The sequence below is a fragment of the Geomonas agri genome, from assembly GCF_020179605.1.
Taxonomy (GTDB): domain Bacteria; phylum Desulfobacterota; class Desulfuromonadia; order Geobacterales; family Geobacteraceae; genus Geomonas; species Geomonas agri.
The window spans coordinates 821,797-847,751 of sequence record NZ_JAINZO010000001.1 but is presented as its reverse complement, the minus strand read 5'-3'; the positions used below and the strand labels follow the sequence as shown (position 1 = coordinate 847,751).

The following is a 25,955-nucleotide window of genomic DNA, read 5'->3' as shown; positions in this document are numbered from 1 at the left end:
CGTGCGCAGCATGGCAAGCGTCTACCAAGAATCTACACCTCAGCGCTTGGTTGCGTCGTCACCCTTCTTTTTCTTCGACCCAGGCGGTTCCGGTTGCTTGGGTTCGCTGGCGATCGGTAGATGCCAGCCCCAGCGGATAGCCATGAGCCGTAGCCCGAAACAGAGAACCGCACCCGCAATCGTCACCGCCGGCGCAGGCAACCGAAACGCAGAGCCAATCACAACCACGACGGCACCAGCCAGAGCCGCCACTGCATAAATATCGGAACGCAATACGGTGGGAACCTCGGTCAGGAGCACGTCGCGGCTCATGCCGCCCCCGATCCCGGTCAGCATGCCGAGCACCGCTGCCATGGCCGGGTTGAGACCGAATACGAGAGCTTTCTGCGTGCCGGCAACAGCGAAGAGCCCCAGTCCCGCGGCGTCGAACAGGAGTACCGGGTTGCGCAAACGGTCGATGACGGAAGGACGCCAAAAGGTCACTATTCCTGCAAGCAGCGACACCGCCAGGTAGTACCAGTTGCTGATCGCTGCCGGTGGCGTAGCATCGATCAACAAGTCGCGGGCTATGCCTCCGGCATTGCCTGCCGCAAACGACAGGACCAGGACCCCGAACAGGTCGAGGCGGCGTTTTATCCCAGCCGTCGCTCCGCTCAGCGCGAAAACAAACGTACCCGTGAGATCAAGCACCAGGAGAAGTGTTGCCATCCCGCCCTCTCTCATCTCACCCCCCGCTACTCCCCACCACACCGTCGTCCGGCTTCCCTACCTCCTATGACGCCAGCCACGCCAGCGCCGCAACGACCATGGCCTCGACACCGGTTTCCAAGGTTGGATGGAGCACAGGCGCGAATTGAGGACTATGGTTGACCGGCAGTTTATTCAGCGTTCCGGCCTCTTTCGCCTTTGCATAGTTTTCCCTGTCGGTGCCACCGACAAACCAGAAGACCGACGGCACGCGCCAGGCCGTGCCGAAACAGCCGAAGTCCTCGCTTGCCGGCGCCGGCCCGGTGTGGTGCACGCGCTCCGGGGAGAAATGAGTGCGGAAGGCTTCGGCGATCCGTTGGCTTGCCGCCTCGTCGTTCACATTGAGCGGATACTGGTCCAGGGGCGTGATCTCCGGACTCCGAGGGGCACCTGAAGCTGCCGCTTCGGCGTTGACAATACGTTCGATGGCAGCCAGCACTCGCTCGCGCACACCGGCATCGAATGTCCGAACGTTCAGCTTTATGATCGCATCGTCAGGTATGACGTTCTCCTTCGTGCCGGCTTGCACGACGCCGATCGTGACGACCGCGGCCTCGGTCGCGGCCACCTCACGAGAAACGATAGTCTGAAGCCGCAGGACGATGCTCGCGGCCATGACCACGGGATCAACGCTGGCTTGCGGCATCGATCCGTGGGCACCGCGGCCGAACAGCTTGATTTGAAGGCTGTCAGCCGCCGAGGTTATGGGACCGGCACTTCCGGCGACATCACCGGCCGCTCCAAGCATGACGTGCTGCCCAAGCACCACAACGGGTCGGGGAAAACGGGCGAGGAGGCCATCGTCGATCATAGCCTGGGCTCCCTGCGCCGTCTCCTCGCCAGGCTGGAAGACCACCATCAACGTCCCTTGCCAGGCATTGCGTTCCTGGGCGAACAAGGAGGCGGCGCCGGCGAGCCAGGCAACATGCATATCATGGCCACACATGTGTCCGACCGGCACGACTTTTCCTTCTGTATCTGCCGTGGTCTCCTGGCTCGCGTAGGAAAGATCGGTTCCCTCTTTAATAGGTAGTGCATCCATGTCGGCACGCAGCATCACCGTCGGCCCTTCCCCGTTGCGGAGCAGGCCTACCACTCCCGTTTTGCCGACACCGGTCGTCACCTCGTAACCTGCACTGACAAGCCAGTCCGCCGCCAGCGCAGCCGTTCGCGTTTCTTGCATCGACAACTCGGGATGGGCATGCACTTCCTTGTAGAGTGCTTCCAGGTCGGGGATCAGTTGGCCGAGATTGTTCAGGACACGATCAGAGGGACTTGCTGTCTTTGTGTTCATACCTGTTTTCCTCGCAACACTGGTGTGGCTACCTTGTCATGCCGGCGGCCGTCTCGCATGGCACGGGCACCCTTCTTGTCCTCGCCTGGAACCCTCGCCGCTTGCACATGCAATCGGTCGCCGGTCTCTGTCGGCAGCGCAGGTTTGTAAAGTAAACCACAAATGTTTTGCACAACAATCCTTGAAAAATCAGATAGTCCCAGATCCGTTGCCAAAATCAATAGCCCCAGTGCATCAAACGAACATGCCATAACGGCCGCTACTGGGTATCACTATCACCACACAGAGAACATCTCGCCTTTAAGAAGCTGTGGTTAAAAGGCAACAGCTCAGTTAATTTTTATTTACATTAGAATAAACTTGTGCTAGAAAGAAATCTCCTTGGTTTGTGTAGTAGAAGCCCCCTATCGAAGGTTGGTAGGGGGCTTTACTTTTGTCTTCCTGCCTCCTCCGGCTGTACTGCTCGATGTGACATTTCGTTTAGCTCCCGACGTTATCTACTAACGCCCCTGTTTCCTTTGAGATTGCTGTTAGACTCCAGAGAGGACCTGCTGCCGGCACAGCGCCGGCTACCACACACAACTGCCATAAACGCGAATGGAGGGAACGTCTATGAGAAGACCGTTAACAGCCTTCTGCTCTTTGGTAGTGATCTCGCTCCTTGCCACCCTCTCCCCTCTGTCCGTCTACGCCCAGCCTCCCGCGGACAAGGTCCCCGTAGCGCAAGGCCCCTTGAAACGGATCAATCCCTACTTCAGCACTCAGGCCACCCTCTACAGCGACGACAGCGTGCTGCATCGGGCCGACATAAACGGCCCTCCGAAACCTCCCCCAGGCTATTACGTTCGCGCAGCGAGTTCCCTACCAGCACCCATGCCGGCTGCGGGGACGAACTCGCTGGCGGCGGTGCCGGCCTTCCGGTGGGTCTTCGGCTGTTCAGCCGTTTCCGGCTCAATGATCGCCGGGTACTACGACCGTACCGGATACCCGAACATGTACACGGGCCCGACCGGGAGCGGCGTCATCCCACTAGCAGAAGATCCCGGCTGGGGGCGATGGACCGACGCTATCGGTGACGAGTATCCCAACAACCCGCTCATCGCGTCCCACATGGGGGTCGACGGCAGAACCACCCGGGGCTCCATCGACGATTACTGGATCTCATACCTGAGCAACCGGAGTGATCCTTATGTTTCGAGCTGGACAGAACACTCCTGGGGGGACTCGGTCGGTGACTACATGAAGACCAGCCAGTCCGCCTACAACAACGTCGACGGTTCCACCTCGTTCTACTATATCAACTCGGCAACACCGCTTACCTGCGCCGCCATGGAGGTCTACCACGAGGCAGACCTGGACGGCACCTATGGAAGGAAACTCTTTTACGAGGCTCGGGGATACACGGTCACCGACTGCTACACACAAATGACCGACAACGCGCACGCAGGAGGATTCTCGTTTGCCCAGTACAAGGCAGAGATCGACGCCGGACGCCCGGTGCTGCTCAACTTGAAAGGACATTCCATCGTCGGGGTGGGCTACGAGGACCCAAACACGGTACACCTCCACGACACCTGGGATAACAGCTCCCACAGCATGACGTGGGGGGGAAGCTACTCGGGCATGGCCCTTTGGGGGGTGAGTATCGTGAATCTTGCCTCCACGACGGGCACCCCGAACATATCCGTCTCGCCCAGTTCGTACGATTTTTTCACCCGGAACCTGAACACTACGACTGCCCAGACGTTCACTGTTTCCAATACCGGGACGGGGCCCCTTACCGTGGGGACAGTATCGCTTTCGGGAGCCGCCGACTTCAAGATTGCAACCGACAACTGTTCAGGGGTAACCGTATCGCCTGCCGCGAACTGCACGGTCCAGGTAACGTTCACCCCGACCGCCGTTGGACCACTATCCGCTATCTTGACCATCCCCTCTGATGATCCTAATGGAACAGTCAACGTCTCCATCAGCGGCAGCGGAGCGAACCTGCTCCCGGATCTTTACGGAGCGTGGTCCAAGGTGGCCAAGACTCAAAAACGCGGCAGTTACACGGTCTCCGGCACGCTAACTACCTTCAATTCAGGGACCGCAAGCGCCAGCAATATAACGGTGAAGGTGTATCTCTCCATGAACGATACACTTTCCAACGATGACACGCTGATCGGGACGTACAGGATCAACAGCATCGTGGCCGGCGCGAACAAGGCTATTTCAATCCGCTACGCTACGGGAACGACAAACCCCGGCAACCATTACCTGATTGGCGTCATAGACCCTGCCAACGCCATAACGGAAATTAGCGAGTCGAACAATACCGCTACCGTCATCATCCCATAATGCTGCGCTTACCACGCTTCAAGAGGCAGGGGCGTTGTGCGCCCCTGCCCCCCCATCCCCGCCCCTCCTTATCCCGACAACTCGTCTACCGTGTGTGATGACTCGTTGATGGCAGATGATGACTCGTCAATCGCAGGTGATGACTCGTTGATCGCGACTGATGACTCGTCTATCGCGATTGATAAGTCGTTTATCACGATTGATGATTCGTTTATCACGATTTATGATTCATCTATCGCGTTCGATAACTCGTTTATCAAGATTGATGACTCATCTATCGCGGTAGATAACTCTTTTATTACGATTGATGACTCATCTATCGCGTTAGATAACTTGTTTATTAGGATTGATGACTCATATATTGCGTTCGATAACTTGTTTATCACGGTTGATGACTCGTTAATCGCAGGTGATGACTCGTGGATCTCGTTTGATGACTCATGAATCGCGATTGATGACCCGTTGATCAGAAGAAGGGGGGCGAGAGGTTGGAGGATGGTGAATTTCAGGGGCAGGTGGACCAGGTTTTACCGGGAACATTGGGAAGGTTTTGGGGGGCGATAACGAGCTGGGGGAAGATGGGGGATGCTGCGGGCATCCCCCACGATGGTGCCTGCATCATGCTTCCGTGGCGCTGTCTCCATCGGCCGACTCGGCTCCCATTGCGGCGCGAGTTGCGGCAGTTGCCTTGGCCCTGGAGCGGCCTCTTCTTTCCTTGGCCAAGTCGAATCCGCAGGCGACAAGGATTCCCGGATTGCACACTGCCAGCATCTCCAGGAGAGCGGCGATCTGGTCCAGGTACATGACAAGTTGAGCCTGGAGTCCCTCGCGCTCAACGATCACCAGTCTGCTGCCCAGCATCGACTCGTGGTATACCCCGTGATGCTTGTCCGATACCGTGAGGTAGGCTTGGACTATCGGTAGATTGTTGCCCCACAGCGAGTCAGGGTATCTGGTTTTGTCGGACAGACATGTTTTTGCCCTCTGGTTGAACTCATGGAACCTGCTTGCTGGAAGATTCCGGTAATTGCGCATTAATCTTGGAGACGAACCTGTTGTCACGTGGACCTCCTTTCTTCGCAACATCGAGCAGTTGTAAAGATTAATTATCGCTAATATTTATTTTCTCAAGCTTACTGGGTTGCGCTGGCAATGCAAGGTTCTCCAGCAAGAAAAAATCGGGAAATACCTAAAGGCAAATCCCCGCTGTCCCACTTCGCAAAGGGGGGACGTTGGGCCATGTGAACCGCTGGTGACCAGCACGCCACACTCTACCAAACTTTTAGAGGAACCTTCGCAAAGAGGGACTCTAGACTACGCGCAGCAATGGTGGTCAACTGTCCACATTTCCCGAACTTCTCAGAAAAAGACGACCGCCTACGTGTTGTAGCAGTGACTAACTAGAAGAGTTTAGCTATCAACAATCGACAAAAGTGGCATATACTGGATGCATTACACTATACGAGTTTCCGAGATGACACGTGGGAAGTCTCTATTACATAAATGAGATTCCTTTACAGGTAACTAGTCACAAAATGGATTGACTGGACACCTATTTATGTCAGAGTAAATGCAATTAAAAGTGCTGGCATGGTGATCCGACTGTATGTCGGCTCGTCTAAGAGCGAATCGGCGGGAGGGATTTAGTGGACGAGTTGCTCAAAAAAATCTGGGTCTATGTCACCAAAGGGCAGGACGTGCCGGTCGAGGTATCACTCTTCCGACTGATTACCCTCACCATGGCCCTGCTCTGCATTTTCGTTATTTTCCCGACCAACATCATTCAACACCTTTCTCCGTATTTGAATGCCACCATCCTTGCCTACGGGCTCCTGTCGCTCTTTTGTTTCTTTCAATCCCGCCAGGGTACACACAGAGTCACGACGTTCTACCTGTTAACGCTCGTGGTGCTTAACATCGCCTGGTTCCTCAACGCCGGCTCCCAGGGGAGTATCGGCTATTACTTCTCCGCCGCAGTTCTCTATCCATTGATCTTTTTTAGGGAGGCGAAAAGACACCTCCTTTTCGTTTTGCTGTTGGCGGACAGTTGCACCCTACTACTGATCGAGCACACCACTCCCTGGCTGATCGTCCCCTTTCACACCCCCAACGACCGGCTCATCGACCTCATCACCGGTTCCATATTCAGCGCCACCACATGCGCTCTCGTGTTCTGGACGGTGATCAGTACCCTGGAACGGGAACTGGAGGAGCGCAAACGAGCTGAAGCATCCATTAAAGAGGGGGAAAGAACCCTGCGAACCCTGATGGACACGATGCCGGCAGCGGTGCGCTGGTTCGACGAGGACGGCACGATCAAGTACCAGAACAACTGCTTCCTGGAAACTTTCGGCTACGAACTGACAGAAATCCCCACTCTGACGCACTGGTTGGAGCGGGCCTACCCTGACCCCGGATACCGGAACAGTTATCTCAAGGAAAGAAACCAGCAGCTCGCGCTCGCGCAGGAGCAGGGAACGACACTGTCTCCCTACGAAACCAAGATCACCTGCAAGGATGGCCGGGTCCGCCATGTCATCATAAGGACGCAGTCCATCCTTGAACGGACGGTTGAAATAATGACCGACATCACCGAACGGGAGCAGATCCACGACCAGATGCTGAAGATACAGAAGCTGGAATCGCTTGGGCTCCTGGCAGGGGGTATCGCCCACGACTTCAACAACATACTCACCTCGATCGTGGGCAACGTTACCATGGCGCAACTGCTCCTGGACCCGGCCGAGCAGGCCTCAGGTTGCCTGAACCAGGCAGAAAAGGCGTGCCAGCGGGCAGCCGAGCTATCCAAACAGTTGCTGACCTTCGCCAAAAAGGGAGAACCCATCAAAAAACCGGTCCAGGTGGCGCGCTTGCTTGAAGAATCACTCTCCCTTTCCCTCCGGGGCTCCCCGGTGATTACAGATCTCGACATAGCTGCCAACCTGCTCCTCACCGAGGCTGACGAGGGACAACTCAGCCAGGTATTCAACAACATCATCATCAATGCGGCACAGGCCATGCCTAACGGCGGGAGGCTCACTGTTGCAGCGGCAAACATTACCCTTTCTGCTACGAACAACCTCAATCTGCCTGCAGGAGAGTACCTGGCGATCAGCTTTACCGATGAAGGGACGGGGATTGCCGAAGACGACCTGAAGTACATCTTCGACCCCTACTTCACCACCAAGCAGGGGGGCACCGGGCTCGGGCTTGCCTCCACCCACTCCATCATCACCCGGCACGGAGGAAACATTTCGGTTGCTTCGAGCCTGGGAGCCGGAACAACCTTCACCATCACGCTCCGAGCTTGTAGCGAAACTGCCAGCGAACTCCCCGCGGAGGAAGAGGCTCCGGTCACCCCCTCCGGGGCCTGTATCCTGGTGATGGACGACGAGGAAATGATCCTCGATTACATCCAAAAGGTACTACGCGAATACGGATACCTGGTGGATACGTGCACCAACGGGGAAGATGCCGTCGCCCGGTACCAGGCCGCAGCCCTGAAAGGAACCCCGTATGCAGCAGTCATCCTGGACATGACCATCCGGGGCGGGATCGGCGGGAAGGAAGCGGCACAGCAGCTGCTCGGCATCGACAACCAGGCGCGGATCATCGTCTCCAGCGGATATACCAACGACCTGACCTTGTCGGAATGGCAACAGCATGGTTTTTCCGGTTACCTGCCTAAACCCTATGTGGCGGCGGAGCTGCTGAAGGTAGTCGGAAGGATAGCTGTTTCTTCGCCCAGCCCTGACGCTCCCGTCACGTCCGACGTACGGACAACGGAACAGGCTACCTGTTGCGATGAGCAGTAAGTTGCGGCGATGATGGCAGGAGGTGTCCCGACTACGGACACTGCGTCCCGCACAAGTCAACATTTTGACTTGTCACTCCAAACTTTTCAAACTCCCTCCACTCACAAGTCGTAATAAATCCAGCCACTACTGACTCCATATATGCTCGTGGTTGCATAGGCTCACTTATTGCTAATGCTGCAGCTAAAGTCAGACGAAAAGTATCTGACACAAGACGAAGAGTGCCCGCTATCTGCTCCTTTCACCTTCGTCTTCTCTCTGTCTGCGGGGCTATCTGTGACAGTATCCTCGCAGGTTGTAGCTTTTCAGTCGTCACGATCAAGGAGCAGGATGATGAACAAGTGCTATCGCCTTGTCTGGAGTAGAGTAAAGGAAGCGTGGCAGGTTGTTGCGGAGAACGTGGCGGGCAAAGGGAGCCGCGGCCCCACGCTGACGCAAAGGCACGGTGCGTCGAGAAACGGTAACCTCCTGCTTGCCCTGGAGCAGCGCTTCATGTTCGACGCCGCGGCAGCGCCAACCGTCGCGGTCATCGCCGACGATCACCATGCCGATACAGCCGCGACACTCCCCGCCGCCAAGACCGCCGTCGCGGACCTCGACACCTCCCACTTCGCCTCGCTCCTGGTCAAGCCGGTCGCCTCCGATGGCAGCACAGCCGTGCCCGCCACCAAGGGGATAGAAATCGCCTTCGTCGATCCAACCACACCTGACGCCGCAACGCTCATTGCAGGAATCCGCCCGGGTGTCCAGGTGGTCCTCCTCGACCCGAACAAGGACGGCATCCGGCAGATCAGCGACACCCTGCAAAAGACCGGCAACGTCTCGGCCATCCACATCGTGGGCCACGGCAGTTCCGGCGACATCACGCTCGGCTCGACCGAACTTACCACCGACAGCCTGTCCGCTCATGCGGCCGACCTGGCATCCTGGGGCTCTCACCTCGACAAGGGGGGCGACATCCTGATCTACGGCTGCAACGTCGCCCAGGGGCCCCAGGGGCAGGCCTTGGTCCAGGGATTAGCAAAGGTGACCGGGGCAGACGTCGCCGCCTCCACCAACGCCACCGGCGCAACTGTCCTCGGCGCCGACTGGGTACTCGAGTCAGCCACCGGCCCCATCGAGGCCTCTACCCTGTTGACCAAGGAAGGCGCCGCCGCTTACCAGGACCGGCTCTCTTTCGTTTCGCTGGGAGGTTCCTCGGCCTGGGTGCCGGTCATGTACGGCGTCAACAAGGACCCGGTCGGCGACAGCCAGGCGGGTGCCGCCGATACCGACATCGTCGGTGACGCCACCCACGGCTCGCTCTACGCGGCCTATGACGACAACGGCACAGCCACCACCTCCGACGACACCCTCGTCTACCGCATGCGCATCGACAACCCGACCAGTTCCACCAACTTCGGCGGGGTCGCCATCGTCGGCATCGACGCCAACCTGGACGGCCGGATCGATCTCTTCATGTCGGTCGATGGCCGTAACAACGCCCAGGCGGTGAAACTCCTCGATCCGGGCACGGGTCTGAACACGTCCCCCAGCACCACCTCCACGTCGCCGTTACCCACGGGGTGGCTGGCGAACAACGGCGTGTACGCCTTTACCTCCAGCAACTACTCCGTGGTGGCGGTTTCTGCAGCCACCGACCCGAACTGGAACGGCGACGCCGACCTGGGCAACGACGGCAAGACCGACGTCTTCGTCAGCTGGCGCATCCCGGTTGCCGACCTGGCCACGGTACTCGCCATGCCTTCCCCGGTGGATAGAAACGGCGTCATTGGCCCGCGCGGCACCACCGGCATCCAGGGTTTCACCAAGGACACCGTGGTCCAGTACGTCAACTTCACCCAGACACAGCCCGGCCCCATCAACGGCGACCTGAACGGGGTCGGCTCCAGCTACGACAAGAACGCCAGCTTCTCGTCCCTCGGAGCCTACACCGCCCCGATGTCGGCCAGCCAGCCGGTGAGCGCCGCCCTCTCGGTCAGCATCACCTCCCCCATCGGGGACGGTAACCTGTCTCACTACCCAAGCGGCTCCCCGGAAGACGCAAGCGTGACCATTGCGGGCACCACCTCCGCCTCGGTCGCCAACAGCACCTGGGTCAGGGTCACGGTGAGCGACGGGACCACCAGCAGCATCGGCTACACACAGGTAAGCAGCGGGGCATGGTCGCTGTCCGGGCGCGATCTCTCCGGCCTTAACGACGGCACCCTCAATGTCACCGCCGAGCTCTGGAGCAGCGGCGACGGCACCGGCAGCAGGCTCACCGGATCCACCGCGGCAACGGCAACGGTGCTGCACGACAAGGTGGCGCCGGTGATCACCGTCAGCCAGGGGGCCTCGGCCACCGACTCAACTCCCGTCATATCGGGAACCTCGGATCTACCAGCGGGCTCGACGATCCGGATCACCATCGATCCCGACAACAACGCAGCGACCAGCGACAGCGTCACCTACCTCGCCATCGTGGGAGCTGCCGGGGCGTGGAGCGTCGACACCGGGGCGGTGCTCCCGGTAACCGGATCGCTCTCTGCGGCCGGGGTACTCCCTTACGCCAAGATCTCGGCTTCCGGAACCGACGCCGCGGGCAACGTCACCACGACCACCGCACTTAATGCACCAACCGTCACCCCGCTCACCACCAACGCCACCACCCCGACCATCACCGGCACCTGGACCAACCTCAGCGGGGATGTCCTGTCGGTGACAGTGAACGGCACCACCTACACCACGGCCACCTCCCCGGCGCTGACCGTGAGCGGCAACACCTGGTCGCTGGTCCCCAACGCCCTTACCTCCGGAACCTACGCGGTGACGGCGACGGTGACCCGCAGCGGGGTGAGCGTGAGCGATCCCACCACCGGCGAGTTGGTGATCAACACCAGTGCGCCCAACGTTGCCATTACCTCCGCGAGCACCCAAACCACGACCCTGCCGCTCATCTCCGGCACCACCAACGCCACCTCGGTCACCGTCACCATCGATCCCAACAACGACGGCAACTGGAGCGACGCGATCACCTACAACGCCACCGTCTCGGGCGGAACCTGGTCGGTCGATACCGGCCCCGCCGCTCCGGTGTCGGGGAGCGAACCGAGCGCCTACACCGGGCAGGTAGGGGTTAAAGTGACGGCGAGCACCGCTGGGAACTCCGCGGTCACCAACCAGACCCTGACCCTGGTGCAGCAGAACCCGGCCGTGGCGATATCCTCCATCGAGACCGCCGTCGCCGCAGGCAACACCACCGCCAACCGGATCCTCGGCGACTCCAAACTCAACGCACTCGAGGACGACAACGTCACCATAACCGGCACGTTGCAGGGAGGCTCCAGCGTGAGCCTCACCATCGCCGACATCTACGGCAACACCATCTATGCCACCCCGACGGTCACCGGCACCACGTGGAGCGCAACCGGCCTCAACCTCTCCTCGCTCTCGGACGGAACTCTGACTGTCAAGGCAACAGTTTCCGGCACTTCGGCCGAGGCGACCAGCACCGCGGTGACCCACGACAAGACCCCGCCGCTCATCACCATCCAGACCCAGTCGGTTATCAACAAGACCGGGGCTGTGATAAGCGGGACCAGCGAGTGCTACAACACCAACCTCACCGTAGAGGTATATACGGCCGGAACATCGACGCTGGTCTGGTCCTCCACCACGGTGGCCACCGACGCCTCCGGCAACTGGACCGTGACCACACCCAATGGCACCAGCTTGATCGGCGGAGGCAACAGCGGAACCATAGACATCAAGGTGAAGCCGACCGCCACCTACACGGATAGCGCGGGGAACATCGTGCAGCAGGCGATCAAGTCCGCGCAGCAGGTGAAACAGGGACAGACAGCCTCGACCGCCACCATCACCATCGGCACCATCGCCGGCGACAACATCATCACCTCGGCACCGGACGAGGTGAGCGGCGGGTTGACCATCTCCGGCACCACGAGCCTCACCACCGCGGCGGCAGGATCCTTCACCATTACCATCGACGACGGTGCCGGGCACAGTGTCACCGCCCTCACCGCCAACGTCACCAACACCTCGGGCACCTGGACCGCGCACTTCACCAACGCCGACATCAAGAGCCTGAACAACGGCGTCCTCAACGTCACCGCCCAGGTGACCGACACCGCGACCAGTTCGGCGGTCACCGCCGTGTCGCACCCGACGCTGGTGTTGAGCCAGCCCTCGCTGACCATCACCGACAACGTTGCCGGCACACTGGGAGGGACCGATCCCGTTACCTTCACCTTCACCTTCAGCGAGAGCGTGACCGGTTTCGACACGACCGACATCACGGCAAGCAACGGCTCTAAAGGGACGTTTACCGCGGTAAACGGCAAAACCTACACCCTCGTGGTTACTCCGACCCTGGCGGTGACCGGTTCCGTCACGGTGAGCGTCAACGCACAGGCCGCCACGGGATCCATTTCGGGTAAAGGTTCACTCGCCGCCACCGGATCCCAGGGATACGAACCGGCGCCGCCCAGCGTTGCCATCGGTTCAGCGACACTGACCAACGATCCTACTCCGGTGATCAGCGGCACCACCAACCTCCCGGACGGCTCGGTAATCACCCTCTCCGTCGATCCCGATAACAACCCGGGCACCTCCAACAGCGTCACGTACTACGCAGTAGTTACGGGAGGGACCTGGGCCATCGACACCGGCACCGCGCTGCCATACAGCGGCACGTTCCCGGACGGAGGCTTTGCTGGCACGGTGGGCGTTACCGCCAGCGGAACCAACCTGAACGGCAGCACGGCCATCGCCACCCAGCCCCTGACCGTAGACGTAACTGCGCCCGCAATCGGCTTCAGCTCAGGGACCCGGACGCCGAACAGCACGCCGACCATCACCGGGACTACCGACCTCCCGGCGGGAACCAGCATCACGGTAACCATCGACCCCAACAACGACGGGGACTGGAGCGATCAGCAGAGCTACGCGACGACGGTGCAGACCGGGGGGACCTGGTCCATCGTCGCCTCCACGCCTCTTTCCTGCACGGTCGGGGTGCGCGCCACGGGTAGCGACGCCGCGGGAAATTCGACTACGGCATCCCAGAACCTCACCATCGACGCCAGTGCTCCGACCGTGGCCATTACCGGACCGCTCGACTGGCAGGGCAACAGCAACGGCACCTTGAGCAGCAGTGAGGACAATGCCGTGGTGGTGAAAGGGACCACAACCGGGATAGCCGACGGCAGTACGCTCGTCGTCACCATCACCGACGGCACCTCCACCATCATGGATACCGTTACCGTCACCGGCAACGCCTGGAGCATGAGCGCCCTGAACCTCTCGCCGCTGTTGAACGGCACCATTTCCGTCACGGCCAGGTACTACGACGACGCGGGCAACAGCTACCTGGCCAACGCCTCGGTCCAGCACGACAAGTCCGGTACCGTCTCCATCGACTCGATCAGCACCGACTCGGCCGTGCTCGGCGATTTCGTCACCAGCGACAACACGCTGAAGTTCACCGGTTCGGCGTCGGCCGGCGCCACGGTGACCCTGAGCCTCTCCGGGCCGAGCCACACCTTCTCAGGAGTCACCGTAACCGCCAACAGCTCCGGCGTGTGGACCTATGACTACAGCGGCACCACGCTCGCCGACGGCACCTATACGCTGCAGGCGGTGAGCGGCACGACCGTCGCCCAGAGCATCGTGGTGGACAGCACCGCGCCGGCCGGACCGGTCACTGTGAACAGCCAGTCCACGAGCGACACCACCCCCACCATTACCGGGACCGCGACGGTTGGTGCAGGAGAGAGCCTTTCCGTCACGGTGAACGGCGTCACCTACCGCACCGGCGACGGCAACCTGAGCTACGACAACACGGGCCATACCTGGAGCCTCACCATCCCGTCCAGCGATGCCCTTGCTCCCAAGAATGCCGACGTATCCGGCTTCGATGGCAAGTACGAGGTCACGGCGACCATCACCGACACGGCAGGGAACAAGACCAGCGATGGGACCACCAAAGAACTGACCGTTCAGGATGCCACCGCGCCTGTGATCGACCTCGCTCCGGCCGACGCGGGAACGATCAACAGCATTGCCATGACCGCGGGCTCCGCCGTCAGCCTCGACAGCAACAGTGACCCGGCGACCGTCACCGAGGCGTCCGACCAACTCACCAGGATCACGATCACGGTCGGCGGCCTGCTTGACGGCAACAGCGAGAAGTTGACCTTCGGCTCCACCACGCTGGCGGCAACCGGCAGCGACGGTTCCAGAACTGCGGTGACCGTGGGCGGGGTTTCAGTCAACATCTTCTACGCATCGGGAATGTTCACGATCCAAAAGGCCAACTACGAGCCGTTAACCGCGGCCGAATCCCAAGCCGTCGTCCGGGATCTGCAATACCAGAACAGCGCCGGCAGCCCGACCTCGGGGACGAGGACCTTCGACATCTCGGCCACCGATGCCGCCGGCAACACGGCCACCGCGGCCCGCTCCAGCGTTTTCGTTGGCGACATAACACCTCCGGCGGCGCCCGGCATCGACCTGCTGGCATCCTCGGACAGCGGCATCAGCAACTCGGATGACATTACCTCCGCCACCACCCCGGCCATCCGCGTCACGTTGAACGGAGCAGGAGCCAGCGCGCCGCTTGCCGGCGACGTGGTCACCTTGTATGAAGGGTCCTCCGTGGTCGGGACTGCTACCCTGGCCGGCGCCGACATCACGGCCGGATACGTCGACATCACCTCGTCTTCTCTTACCCAGGGGAACAAGAGCTTCTCCGCAACGGTCACCGACGCGGCCGGCAACGCCTCCCTCCCCTCCTCCGCGCTCGCGGTCAAGGTCGACACCACCGCCCCCGCCCTTTCCGGCGCGACCGCCTACGGCACTACTCTTGTGCTCAACTACGCTGAGACAGGATCAGGCTTTGCCTCGACAACTCCGGCAACAGACGACTTTACCGTAGAGAAAAACGGCGGCGCCGTCAGCGTCACCAACGTCGCTGTCGACACCACCGCGAAGACCGTCACGCTCACCCTGGGAAGTACGGTGGACAACGGCGACACGGTGACCGTTTCCTACACCGCAGCGACCGACAGGATCCAGGACGTGGCGGGCAACGCGGCGGCAAATCTCGTCGACGCGGCGGTGACCAACAGCACCCCGGCACCGGGAGACGCAACCCCGCCGACGGTCACCATTACTGCAGGACAGAACAGTTTGAAGGTGGGCGAAACAACCACCCTGACCTTCACTTTCAGCGAAGATGTCGGTGCGACCTTTACCGTGGGCGACATCAGTGTAGAAAGCGGCTCCCTGTCCGACTTCAACAAGGTGGATGCGACACATTACACGGCCACCTACACTCCGGCTGCCAACACGGAAGATGCGGCGATGCGCGTCAGCGTAGCTGCGGGAACCTTCAGCGATCTTTCCAGCAACGCAAGCACCGTCGAAGCGACCAAGGACCTCGCCGTCGACACCAAGGCACCGTCTGCCACCATCTCGCTCAACGCCGTCACCTCGGATAACGTCCTCAACATCTCGGAAGCAGGTGGGACCGTAGCGATTACCGGTAGTGTGGGCGGGGACGTGCAGACCGGCGATACCGTCACCATCACCGTCGACGGGACCGCGTACACCGGTACCGTCGACGCTTCCAACACCTTCAGCATCAACATGCCTGGAAGCAAGCTCACGGCCGACGCCGACCTCACCGTCGACGCCAGCGTGACCACCACCGATGCGGCCGGAAACTCAACCACCGCGACCAGCACCAAGGCATATACGACGGATCTCGCGGCACCGGCCGCGTCAGTAACGGTCAACGCCGTGACTGCGGATAACATACTTAATATTGCGGAAGCAGGTGGAACTGTAGCGATTACCGGCAGTGTGGGCGGGGACGTGCAGACTGGCGATACCGTCACCATCACGGTAGACGGCACCGCGTACACCGGCTCTGTCGACGCATCCAAGACCTTCAGCATCAATGTGCCGGGGAGCAAGCTCGCGGCCGATGCCGACCTCACCGTCGACGCCAGCGTGACCACCACCGATGCGGCCGGAAACTCCACCACCGCGACCAGCGCCAAGGCATACACCAAGGATCTCGCGGCACCGGCCGCGTCAGTAACGGTCAACGCCGTGACCTCGGATAACGTACTTAATATTGCGGAAGCAGGTGGAACTGTAGCGATTACCGGCAGTGTGGGCGGGGACGTGCAGACCGGCGATACCGTCACCATCACGGTGGACGGGACCGCGTACACCGGCACCGTCGATGCGTCCAAGAACTTCAGCATCAACGTTCCGGGGAGCAAGCTCGCAGCGGATGCGGACCTCAGCGTCGATGCCAGCGTGACCACTACCGATGCTGCCGGAAACTCCACTACGGCGACCAGCGCCAAGGCATACACCAAGGATCTCGCGGCACCGGCCGCCTCAATAACGGTCAACGCCATCACATCGGATAACGTTCTCAATATCTCGGAAGCAGCAGGAACTGTTGCCATTACCGGCAATGTGGGCGGGGGCGTGCAGACTGGCGATACCGTGACCATTACGGTAGACGGTACCGCGTACACCGGCACCGTCGATGGGTCCAGGACGTTTAGCATCAACGTTCCGGGGAGCAAGCTCGCAGCGGATGCGGATCTCAGCGTCGATGCCAGCGTGACCACCACCGATGCGGCCGGAAACGCCACTACGGCGACCAGCGCCAAGGCATACACCAAGGATCTCGCGGCACCGGCTGCGTCAGTAACGGTCAACGCCATCACCTCGGATAACGTACTCAATATCGCTGAAGCAGGTGGGACTGTTGCAATCACCGGCAGTGTGGGCGGGGACGTGCAGATCGGCGATACCGTCACCATCACCGTGGACGGGACCGCGTACACCGGCACCGTCGATGGGTCCAAGACCTTCAGCATCAACGTTGCGGGGAGTAAGCTCGCAGCGGATGCGGATCTCAGCGTTGATGCCAGCGTGACCACCACCGATGCGGCCGGAAACGCCACTACGGCGACCAGCACCAAGGCATACACCAAGGACGTCGCGGCGCCGACCGCCTCTGTAACGGTCAATGCCGTCACCTCGGACAACGTCCTCAACATCTCTGAAGCAGCGGGAACCGTGGCCATTACCGGCACCGTGGGCGGTGACGTGCAGACTGGCGATACGGTCACCATCACCGTCGACGGTACCAACTACACCGGCACTGTCGACGCATCCCGAACCTTCAGCATCAACGTGCCCGGCACTAAGCTCGCCGCCGATGCGGACCTCACCATCGATGCCAGCGTGACGACCACCGATGCAGCTGGGAACACCACCACGTCGACCAGCACCAAGGCATACACCAAGGATGTCGCGGCACCGACAGCGTCTGTAACGGTAAATGCTGTCACCTCGGAAAACGTCCTCAACATCTCAGAAGCAGCAGGAACCGTGGCCATTACCGGCACCGTGGGTGGTGACGTGCAGACGGGTGATACCGTCACCATCACCGTCGACGGCACCAACTACACCGGCACTGTCGACGCATCCCGGACCTTCAGCATCAACATCCCGGGGAGCAAGCTTGCCGCAGATGCGGATTTGACCATCAACGCCAGCGTGACAACGACCAACACAGCCGGCGGTTCAACAACTGCAACTGCATCCAAGGGGTACAGCCTCGACGTCACGCCCCCCACTGTCCCTGTCATCACCACGGTAACCGACGATGTCGCGCCGCAGGCCGGAACGGTACCCAATGACGGCTACACCAATGACACCACCCCTACCGTGTCCGGCAACGCCGAGGCCGGCAGCACCGTGAAGGTATTCGACGGCGGCCAACTGGTCGGGACGGTGGTAGCAGACGATGCCGGCCACTGGGCCTTTACCAGCACGCCCCTGGCGGACGGCAGCACGCACACCTTCACCGCTACCAGCACGGATGCCGCGGGCAACACCACATCCAGCGCTGGCGGCTACACCGTCCACATAGACACCACCGCACCGGCACCGGCCATACAGGCAGCTATCGATGACGCCAACCCTGCCCTTCCGCCCGTTGCCGACAACGGCACGATAAAGGACGCGACACCAACCCTCGTCGGTACCTCGGAGCCTGGCAGCACCGTCACCATTTACGAGGGAACCACGGTCATCGGGTCAGCCATCGCGGACAGCAACGGGCATTGGACCATGACGCCAGGGACATCCCTTCCCGACGGGGCCCACACCTTTACCGCGGTAGCGACCGATGCGGCAGGCAACAGCAACGCGACCCCGAGCGTCTTCACGGTGAAGATAGATACGTCGACGCCCAATACCACGACCGATACGGGAACGGCACCGTTGCCCCCGCCTACGCCGTCAACGCCGCCCAGTTCACCGGCGCCCCAGACCGATCTCATCACCGGTACGGACTCGCACACGACTTCACCGCAGACCGGCGCTGATTCGGCCCCTGCTATCTTCGAGCCCGCCCCCGCCCCAGCAGAGACGGGACAAAGCGGCGTGGTCAGCTATACCCGCTCCGATGCGGCCGGTGGGCAGGAAGGCCTCTTTGCAGGACAGACGCCGTCGTCCCACGAAGTATCGCCCCAGGAAACAGCCGCCTTCAGTCTGCCCAGTGGCGTCTTCGTGCAGAGCGGTAAGAGCGACAAGGTCACCCTGGAAGCAACGCTGGCCGATGGCAAGCCGCTGCCGGACTGGATCAAGTTCGACGACAGCACCGGGCGTTTTACTGCCTACCCCCCGGAGGGGACCTCCGGTGCCGTGGACATCAAGGTCACCGCCCACGACACGAGCGGCAACACGGCGGCGGTCCAATTCCAGCTCAACGTGACCGGCACCGCAACGGGAACGGGAACGGGAACGGGGAGGACATCCTCCACCGATAGCCATACCGGCACCCCGGACTCTGCAGCGGGGAACCTTGACAAGCCTCTTGGCTCGCAGGCCCCGGCGGGAACCCCGTCTGCCGCAAGTAACCCGCTGGTCATGTTCGGGACGGAAACCACCCAACCAGCACCGGGGGACTCCGCGCTCTACGTGGTGAATCCTCCCGCACCCAAGGAGATCCAGATCAACGACGTCACCACCTTCAACCTCCCCACCGGTGTCTTCAGGCACTCAGAACCGGGCGCGGACGTGAAGGTGGAAGCGACCCTCTCCGACGGGCAGGCGCTGCCAGACTGGCTCAGTTTCGACCCGGCAACCGGCCGGTTCACCGCGAACCATCCCCCGGAAAACTCGGAAGGCGCCATCGAGGTGAAGGTCATAGCCACCGACAGCAAGGGGAACGCGGCGTCCGCCGTTTTCAAATTGACCGTCGCCCCGGCAGGCTCCCACCAGGCTCCCGATGCCCCGACAACGGACGATGCAGCACCAGCTGAAAAACCGCCACAGGAGCGAACTGGTGCACCGCACGCCCAGAAGGACCAAGGAATGGAACTGCCGCCACAACGCGCCATGAAGGGACGCAGTTCACTCGCGGAGAAGATAGCGGGAGAAACGAGCCGACAGAGAAGCCTCGATCTCGTGAAGATCTTCGACAAAACCCCGGACAGGAAAGGCCGCGCAGCCTAACGCCAGACCAACAGTCTCAACCATGAAGCCAGGAGCCAGCATGAAAAAAACACCGGTAAACGCGCTGATCATGTTCTCATTCCTCTTGAGCACCGGTTGCGCCGTGCACACCACTCCGCTGACCACCAGCGAGCTCATGTCCCGCGTCGCAGCCGACCGCTCGGCGATGTTCCAGGGACAGGAAGCGGTACAGGCGCCGATCACGCTCGAAGAGGCCATGGCACGATCTCTCAAGTACAACCTGGACCACCGTATCAAGATCATGGAGGACGCCCTCGCTCTCAGGCAGGCGGACGTCATGTCCTACGACATGCTGCCACGCCTCGTCGCTTCGGCGGGCTACTCGCAGCGCGACAGCTACAACGCCTCGTCCAGTATCAACTACAGTACCCATGAGCAGTCCCTGGTCCCCTCCTACTCCTCGCCGCGGGACCATTTCACCTCGGACCTCACCTTGAGCTGGAACATCCTCGACTTCGGGGTCAGCTACCTGCAGGCCAAGCAGCAGTCCGACCGGATCCACATCATGAACGAGCGGCGCCGCAAGGTGGTGCACACCATCATCCAGCAGGTACGCCAGGCGTACTGGCAGGCGCTGGGAGCCCAGCAGATGGAGGGGCGCTTCGAGCCGCTGCTGGCCCAGGTGCGCAAGGCTCTGAACGACATCGAATGCGTCGAAGGGGAAAAACTGCGGCCGCCGCTGGAGACGCTCAATTACCGCAAAACGCTGCTCGAGATACTGAAGCAGTTGGAGACCTTCCGTGACGAGTTGCAGCAGGCCAAACCGCGCCTGGCAGCACTGATGAACCTTCCCCCGGGGCAGTCCTTCACCCTGGTCGTCCCCCCCGGCATGGAAGTGCCGGGGCTGTGCGACACGCTGGCCGCAATGGAGGAAAAGGCACTCCTGCAGCGTCCTGAGCTGATCGAGGCGGATTACAATGAGCGCATCAGCGCCGACGACGTGCGCAAGTCGATCCTCAGGATGCTCCCAGGCCTCGAGCTGAACGTCGGCGGCTACTACGACTCCAACGGACTCTTGGTCAACAACAGCTGGGTGGACGGCGGGGCGCGCCTGACCTGGAACCTCATGACCCTGCTGGGGGGGCCGAGCCAGTACAAGCTGGCCAAGGGACAGGCTGAACTGATCAAGGCGCAACGCATGGCGCTGAGCATGGCGATCCTGACCCAGGTCCATATTGCCTACCAGAACTACCAGACCCAGGTGCACCAGTTTGAACTCGCCGGCGAGCTTCGCGACGTGGAGAAGAAGATCTACGAGCAGACCAGGAACGCAACGGCGAGCGGTTCGCAGAGCAAGATCAACGAGATCCGTTCGGCGACCTCCACCCTGATGGCCGAGTACCGCAATTACCAGAACTACGCCGCGGTACAAAACGCCTACGGACAGGTCAATGCGAGCCTCGGCCAGGACCCGCTGCCGCAGGCGGTGGCTTCGCACGAGTTGCCACAGCTCACCCAGTCGATCAGGACCCAGTTGGAAACCAAGTGCCCGGCTCCGGAGAGGTTTTACCAGCGCGCCGTGTGCCAGCCGGCAACACCGGCAACACCGGCAATACCGACGGGATCGCCCCTGCCCCAGGGACTCCGCTAGGATGATAAAAGGAACCGACATGACTTCCACTCATCGCCTCATCCTGTTGTGCCGGGCGAAGGTCCTGGCATCCCTTGTCTCCGGCGCGCTCGCTGGCAGCGTTTGCCTTGCCGGCACCGCCAGCGCCGAAGGGCCGGTCCGGATCCAGCTCGCACCGGCGCAGCAAACCACGCTTTCTTCCGAAATCGCCGCCAACGTGCTCAAGCTCCCCTTCAAGGAGGGGGACTCCTTCCGTCAGGGGGACCTTCTGGTCGAGTTCGACTGCTCGCTGCTGCAGGCGCAGCTGCGCAAGACGCAGGCAACGGCCGAGGCGGCCCGCGAGACCTTGAAAGTCAGCGAGCGCTTGGCCCAACTCAATTCGATCAGCAGCCTCGAGGTGGACCAGGCCCGCGCCAAGGTCAAGGAAACCGATGCCGAGGTGGCCGCCATGGAGGTCACCGTCTCCAAGTGCATCATGAAGGCACCTTTCTCCGGGCGGGTGGCGAAGCTCCAGGCCGACCGCTTCCAGTATGTCTCCCCCGGCAAGCCCATCATGGACCTCCTCGATACGAGCCGGCTCGAGGTGCGCATGATCGTGCCGTCCCGCTGGCTTTCCTGGCTGCGCCCCAAGGGACGTTTCTTGGTGCACATCGATGAACTGGGCAGAAACTACGAGGCGCGGGTGGTCCGGGTCGGGGCCCGCATCGATCCCCTGAGCCAGACAGTCCCGGTCATGGGTGAGATCGTGGGGAACCACGAGGAACTGGTCTCCGGCATGAGTGGGACCGCGAGCTTCGCCAAGGGGCAGAAATGACGGGGGGGCAGGACGAACGACTGCTCGGGATGGGGCTGCTGTTGCAGATCGGGAGGCGGGCTCGCCAGGCCGCCACTGCGCAGGAAGTCAGCTTCATCGCCGTCAACGAAACCAAGCAGATCGTCAACTACCGGCAGGGGGCCCTGTGGCTGCAGGGAAAAGGGGTCGGCGCGGTCTCGGGGCTGCCGGAGATCGACCCGAGCGCACCCTACGTGCAGTGGCTGAACCGTGTCTTTGCCAACTGGCGCAAAGAGCAGAAGAGCCGCGCCGCATCTGCCGCCGAACTACCGGCAACGCTGGGTGAGCGCTGGGGAGACTGGCTTCCGGAGCACGCGGCCATCATCCCGCTGCGCGGCAGGGACGGCTCCCTGATCGGCCTCCTGCTTCTTGCCCGCGACGATGAGTGGAGCGAGGGGGAACTCACCCTGCTCGACGAAATCGCCGCCATCTACGCACACGCATTGTGGGCCCTTTCCTGCCGAAAAAGGCGCGGCATGCTGATGGGTGGCACCTCCGGAACTGTCCTGAAGCTGGTCCCGATGGCCCTCGCCGTCGCCGCACTGTTCTACCCGGTCCGGCTTTCGGTCCTCGCCCCTGCCGAGGTGACGCCGAAGGACGCTTTCGTGGTCCGCTCCCCGCTGGAAGGTGTCATCGACCGTTTCTACCTGCACCCGAACCAGCCGGTACGCCAGGGGGACCTCCTGTTCGAGTTCGACAGTTCCGCCCTGCGCGCCAAGATGGGGGTGGCCTCCAAGGCGTACGAAGTGGCAAGCGAGGAATACCGCCAGTCCGTGCAGATGGCGCTCTCCGACGACAAGAGCCGCGGCGAGATGGAGCCGCGGCGGGGCAAGATGCAGGAGAAAGAGGCAGAGCTTTCCTATTCGCGGCAGATGTTCCACCGCCTCGTGGTGCGGGCGCCGAAGTCCGGTGTCGCCGTGTTTGCGGACCAGAACGATTGGGTGGGGAAAAATGTTTCGGTGGGTGAACGGGTGCTGGTAATCGCCGATCCTGCGCGCGCGGAGATGCTCATCCACCTCCCGGTCGCGGACGCGATGGATCTGAAGCTCGGCTCCAAAGTGAAGCTCTACCTCGGGACAGACCCGCAGCACCCCGTCGACGGTACCCTGCGCTACGCCTCGTTCAAGCCGGAGTTGAACCCGGCCGGGTACGCAGCCTACCGCCTGAAGGCCGACTTCGCTACCGGCACCGTGCCGCCGCGGCTTGGCCTCACCGGGACGGTGCGCATCTACGGCGACGAGGTATCCCTGGGGCATCTCATCTTCCGCAGACCCATCACCGCGCTGCGCCAGAGGCTGGGATGGTAAACCTGTCCCTTCCCCCTCTGCGCCAGGAGCTCGACCTCCTTGCCGCACCGGTTGCCCGGGACGGCTCGCCCGGATGGACGCTCCACGATCCGGCCAACAACCGCTACTACCTGCTCGCCTGGCCCGCTTTCGAGATGCTGTCCCGCTGGCACCTGGGCTCGGTCGCGGTGCTGCTCGAGTCCGTGAACCGGGAGACCACCCTGGAGGCGACCGAGTCGGATCTCGCCGAGGTGCTGACCTTCCTGCAGCGCAATTTCCTGCTCGATCTTCCTTCAGCAGCCGGGACCGATTACCTAGTCGCGGCGGCACAGGCCCGAAAGGTCCGGGGTGCCACCTGGCTTTTGCACAACTACCTCTTCTTCCGGGTACCCCTGTTCAGACCGCAGCGTTTCCTAGACGCCACCGCTCCTCTCATCGGGTGGATCTACACCAGGGCCTTCCTGCTCGTCGTCCTCGTGGCGGCGGCTTTGGGCCTGTACTTCACGTCACGCCAGTGGGATCTCTTCGTCCACGCCTTCACGTCCTATCGTGGCGGCGAGGCGCTCTTCGCGCTGTGGTGCATCATCCCGCTGGCCAAGGTGTTCCACGAGTTCGGCCACGCCTTCACCGCGCACCGCTTCGGCTGCCGCATCCCGGCCATGGGGATCGCCTTCGTGGTGATGACCCCCATGCTGTTTACCGACACCAACGAGGTGTGGAAGCTCACCTCGCGCCGGCAGCGGCTCGCGGTGGGAGCAGCCGGGGTGTTGGCGGAATTTCTCCTGGCCCTGGCCGCGCTCTGGGCCTGGCTGCTCCTTCCTGACGGGCCGTGGCGCGGCGCCGCCTTCATGTTGGCGACCACCACCTTGTTCATGACGCTCGCCCTGAACGCAAGCCCCTTCATGCGCTTCGACGGCTATTTCTTCCTGTCGGACCTCCTGGGCATCCCGAACCTGCACACGCGCTCTTTCGCGTTCGGACGCTGGTGGCTGCGTGAAAGGATGTTCGGTCTCAAGGATCCGCCTCCGGAACCGGCCTCGCGTGGCAGGAGATACTTCCTGGTCGCATTCGCCTACGCCGTCTGGGCGTACCGGTTCTCTGTCTTCATCGGCATCGCCCTTTTGGTGTACCACTATTTCTTCAAGGCCCTGGGGATCTTCCTGTTCGGGATCGAGATCGGATGGTTTGTACTACTCCCCTGCTACCGCGAGGCAGCCGACTGGTGGAAAATGAGAGATCGCATCAGCTTTAACGTGTCGCTTTTGACGACCCTGCTGCTGGTCGCGGGGGCGATCGCCCTCCTGGTGGTGCCCTGGCAAGGTGACGTCGCCGCACCCGGCATCCTGATGGCGGCACGCGAGCAGCAGGTAGCTGCCCCACGCGCGGGGATGGTGCTGCAAGACATCGATGACGCGACAACCTCGGTGCGCCGGGGAGAACTCCTGACGCGGCTCCAGGTGCCGGAGCTCGAGGCGCAGATCAAGCGGGCCGGCACTTCGGCCGCGGTTTCGGCATGGCAGGCGGCACGGCAGAGTTTCGATCCCAAGCTCTTGAGCCAGGGGATGGTCCCCCTGCGCCGCTACGAGGAGGACCGGACCGAGCAGGCGGGGCTCGTGAGCGAGCGCAACCGCCTGACACTGCAGGCTCCTTTTGACGGGACCATCGTGGCACGCAACGACGAAGCCGGGCCGGGGGTGTGGCTGGCGGCCAGGGAACCGCTCTTCCTCGTCGCGGACACGACCCGGAACCGTATCGACAGCTACGTGGGTGAGCGCGACCTGAAGCGGCTGCAGCCGGGCGCCCGCGCCCGTTTCCTCCCCGATGCCAGCGAGTTCGGCTCCGTGAGTTGCACGGTGGCCGATATCGACCAGGTTAACATCACGGAAGTAGCCGACCCCATGCTGGCCTCAGCTTCAGGCGGGCCGCTCGCAACACGCCCCGACGCCCGCGGGGTCCAGATCCCCCTGGCGCCGGTGTTCAGGGTGCGCCTGGACAACTGCGCGCCCCGGACGGTCCCGCTGGTTCCGCTGCGCGGCGTGGTGCACATCGAGGCACAGAAGCAGAGCGTGATCGGGGAAATCATGCGCAACGCAGCAGCGTTACTGGTGCGGGAGAGCAACCTGTGACCACTGCCGCGCAGTGCGGCGACGTGCTAATATTTATTCATTTTAATTGACAACAACAAATCTTATTCTATACTGCACAACTCCTGCTCAATGAGCCAGAACGCGCGCGAGCGCGAAAGGAGTTGTAATTATGGGAACTTGCAGCGACTGCAAAGGCAAGAAGATGGTCACCTGCCCCGAATGCGGCGGCACCGGGAACCGGTACTACGTGCCGGTACTGGATATCTGGGAATCGGATTGCAGCGTCTGTTTCGGCAGCGGCACGGTAAGCTGTCCCACGTGCGAGATCAGTCCCCTCGGCAACCGTCTCCACCGACCGCCTGCTGCCTGGACCCCACCCCCTGCTCCTCCTGGCCTATAACAAAGTT

The 25,955-nt window shown here is 61.6% G+C and carries 10 protein-coding genes; 7 read left to right on the top strand and 3 right to left on the bottom strand.

Annotated elements, in window-relative coordinates; all coding sequences use genetic code 11:
• Window positions 1–39: 39 nt before the first annotated feature.
• Window positions 40–708: a trimeric intracellular cation channel family protein gene (locus tag K7R21_RS03675; protein WP_224981939.1), complete on the bottom strand. Its 669-nt coding sequence runs from the start codon at window positions 706–708 to the stop codon at window positions 40–42.
• A 64-nt stretch (window positions 709–772) separates the two neighbouring features.
• Entirely contained in the window at window positions 773–2,041 is a 1,269-nt protein-coding gene (locus tag K7R21_RS03670; protein ID WP_224981938.1) for a M20 family metallopeptidase, read from the bottom strand.
• Between the two features lie 612 nt (window positions 2,042–2,653).
• Here K7R21_RS03670 and K7R21_RS03665 point away from each other — a divergent pair.
• Window positions 2,654–4,381: a choice-of-anchor D domain-containing protein gene (locus K7R21_RS03665; RefSeq protein WP_224981937.1), complete on the top strand. Its 1,728-nt coding sequence runs from the start codon at window positions 2,654–2,656 to the stop codon at window positions 4,379–4,381.
• A gap of 618 nt (window positions 4,382–4,999) precedes the next feature.
• Here K7R21_RS03665 and K7R21_RS03660 read toward each other — a convergent pair.
• The gene (locus K7R21_RS03660; protein WP_224981936.1) at window positions 5,000–5,242 is read right to left on the bottom strand and encodes a hypothetical protein; all 243 of its coding nucleotides are present in this window, start codon (window positions 5,240–5,242) and stop codon (window positions 5,000–5,002) included.
• Window positions 5,243–6,027: 785 nt separating this feature from the next.
• Between K7R21_RS03660 and K7R21_RS03655 the strand changes: the two genes are divergently transcribed.
• The 6 genes from K7R21_RS03655 (at window position 6,028) to K7R21_RS03630 (ending at window position 25,587) form a co-directional block, all read left to right on the top strand.
• Window positions 6,028–8,196 (top strand): hybrid sensor histidine kinase/response regulator, encoded by a 2,169-nt coding sequence (locus tag K7R21_RS03655; protein WP_224981935.1) that lies wholly within the window; start codon window positions 6,028–6,030, stop codon window positions 8,194–8,196.
• A 333-nt stretch (window positions 8,197–8,529) separates the two neighbouring features.
• Window positions 8,530–19,752 carry an Ig-like domain-containing protein gene (locus K7R21_RS03650; protein WP_224981934.1) on the top strand — a complete coding sequence of 3,741 codons (11,223 nt, stop codon included), beginning with the start codon at window positions 8,530–8,532 and terminating at the stop codon, window positions 19,750–19,752.
• A gap of 40 nt (window positions 19,753–19,792) precedes the next feature.
• Window positions 19,793–21,364, top strand: a complete 1,572-nt coding sequence (locus K7R21_RS03645; protein ID WP_224981933.1) for a TolC family protein — start codon at window positions 19,793–19,795, stop codon at window positions 21,362–21,364.
• 19 nt (window positions 21,365–21,383) lie between these two features.
• On the top strand, window positions 21,384–22,157 hold the full coding sequence (locus K7R21_RS03640) for an efflux RND transporter periplasmic adaptor subunit (protein WP_224981932.1): 774 nt from the start codon (window positions 21,384–21,386) through the stop codon (window positions 22,155–22,157).
• Window positions 22,154–23,482, top strand: a complete 1,329-nt coding sequence (locus tag K7R21_RS03635; protein ID WP_224981931.1) for an efflux RND transporter periplasmic adaptor subunit — start codon at window positions 22,154–22,156, stop codon at window positions 23,480–23,482. Before K7R21_RS03640 ends, K7R21_RS03635 begins: the two co-directional genes overlap by 4 nt.
• Window positions 23,476–25,587, top strand: coding sequence for an HlyD family efflux transporter periplasmic adaptor subunit (locus tag K7R21_RS03630; RefSeq protein WP_224981930.1), 2,112 nt, complete (start codon window positions 23,476–23,478; stop codon window positions 25,585–25,587). Before K7R21_RS03635 ends, K7R21_RS03630 begins: the two co-directional genes overlap by 7 nt.
• Window positions 25,588–25,955 lie beyond the last annotated feature (368 nt).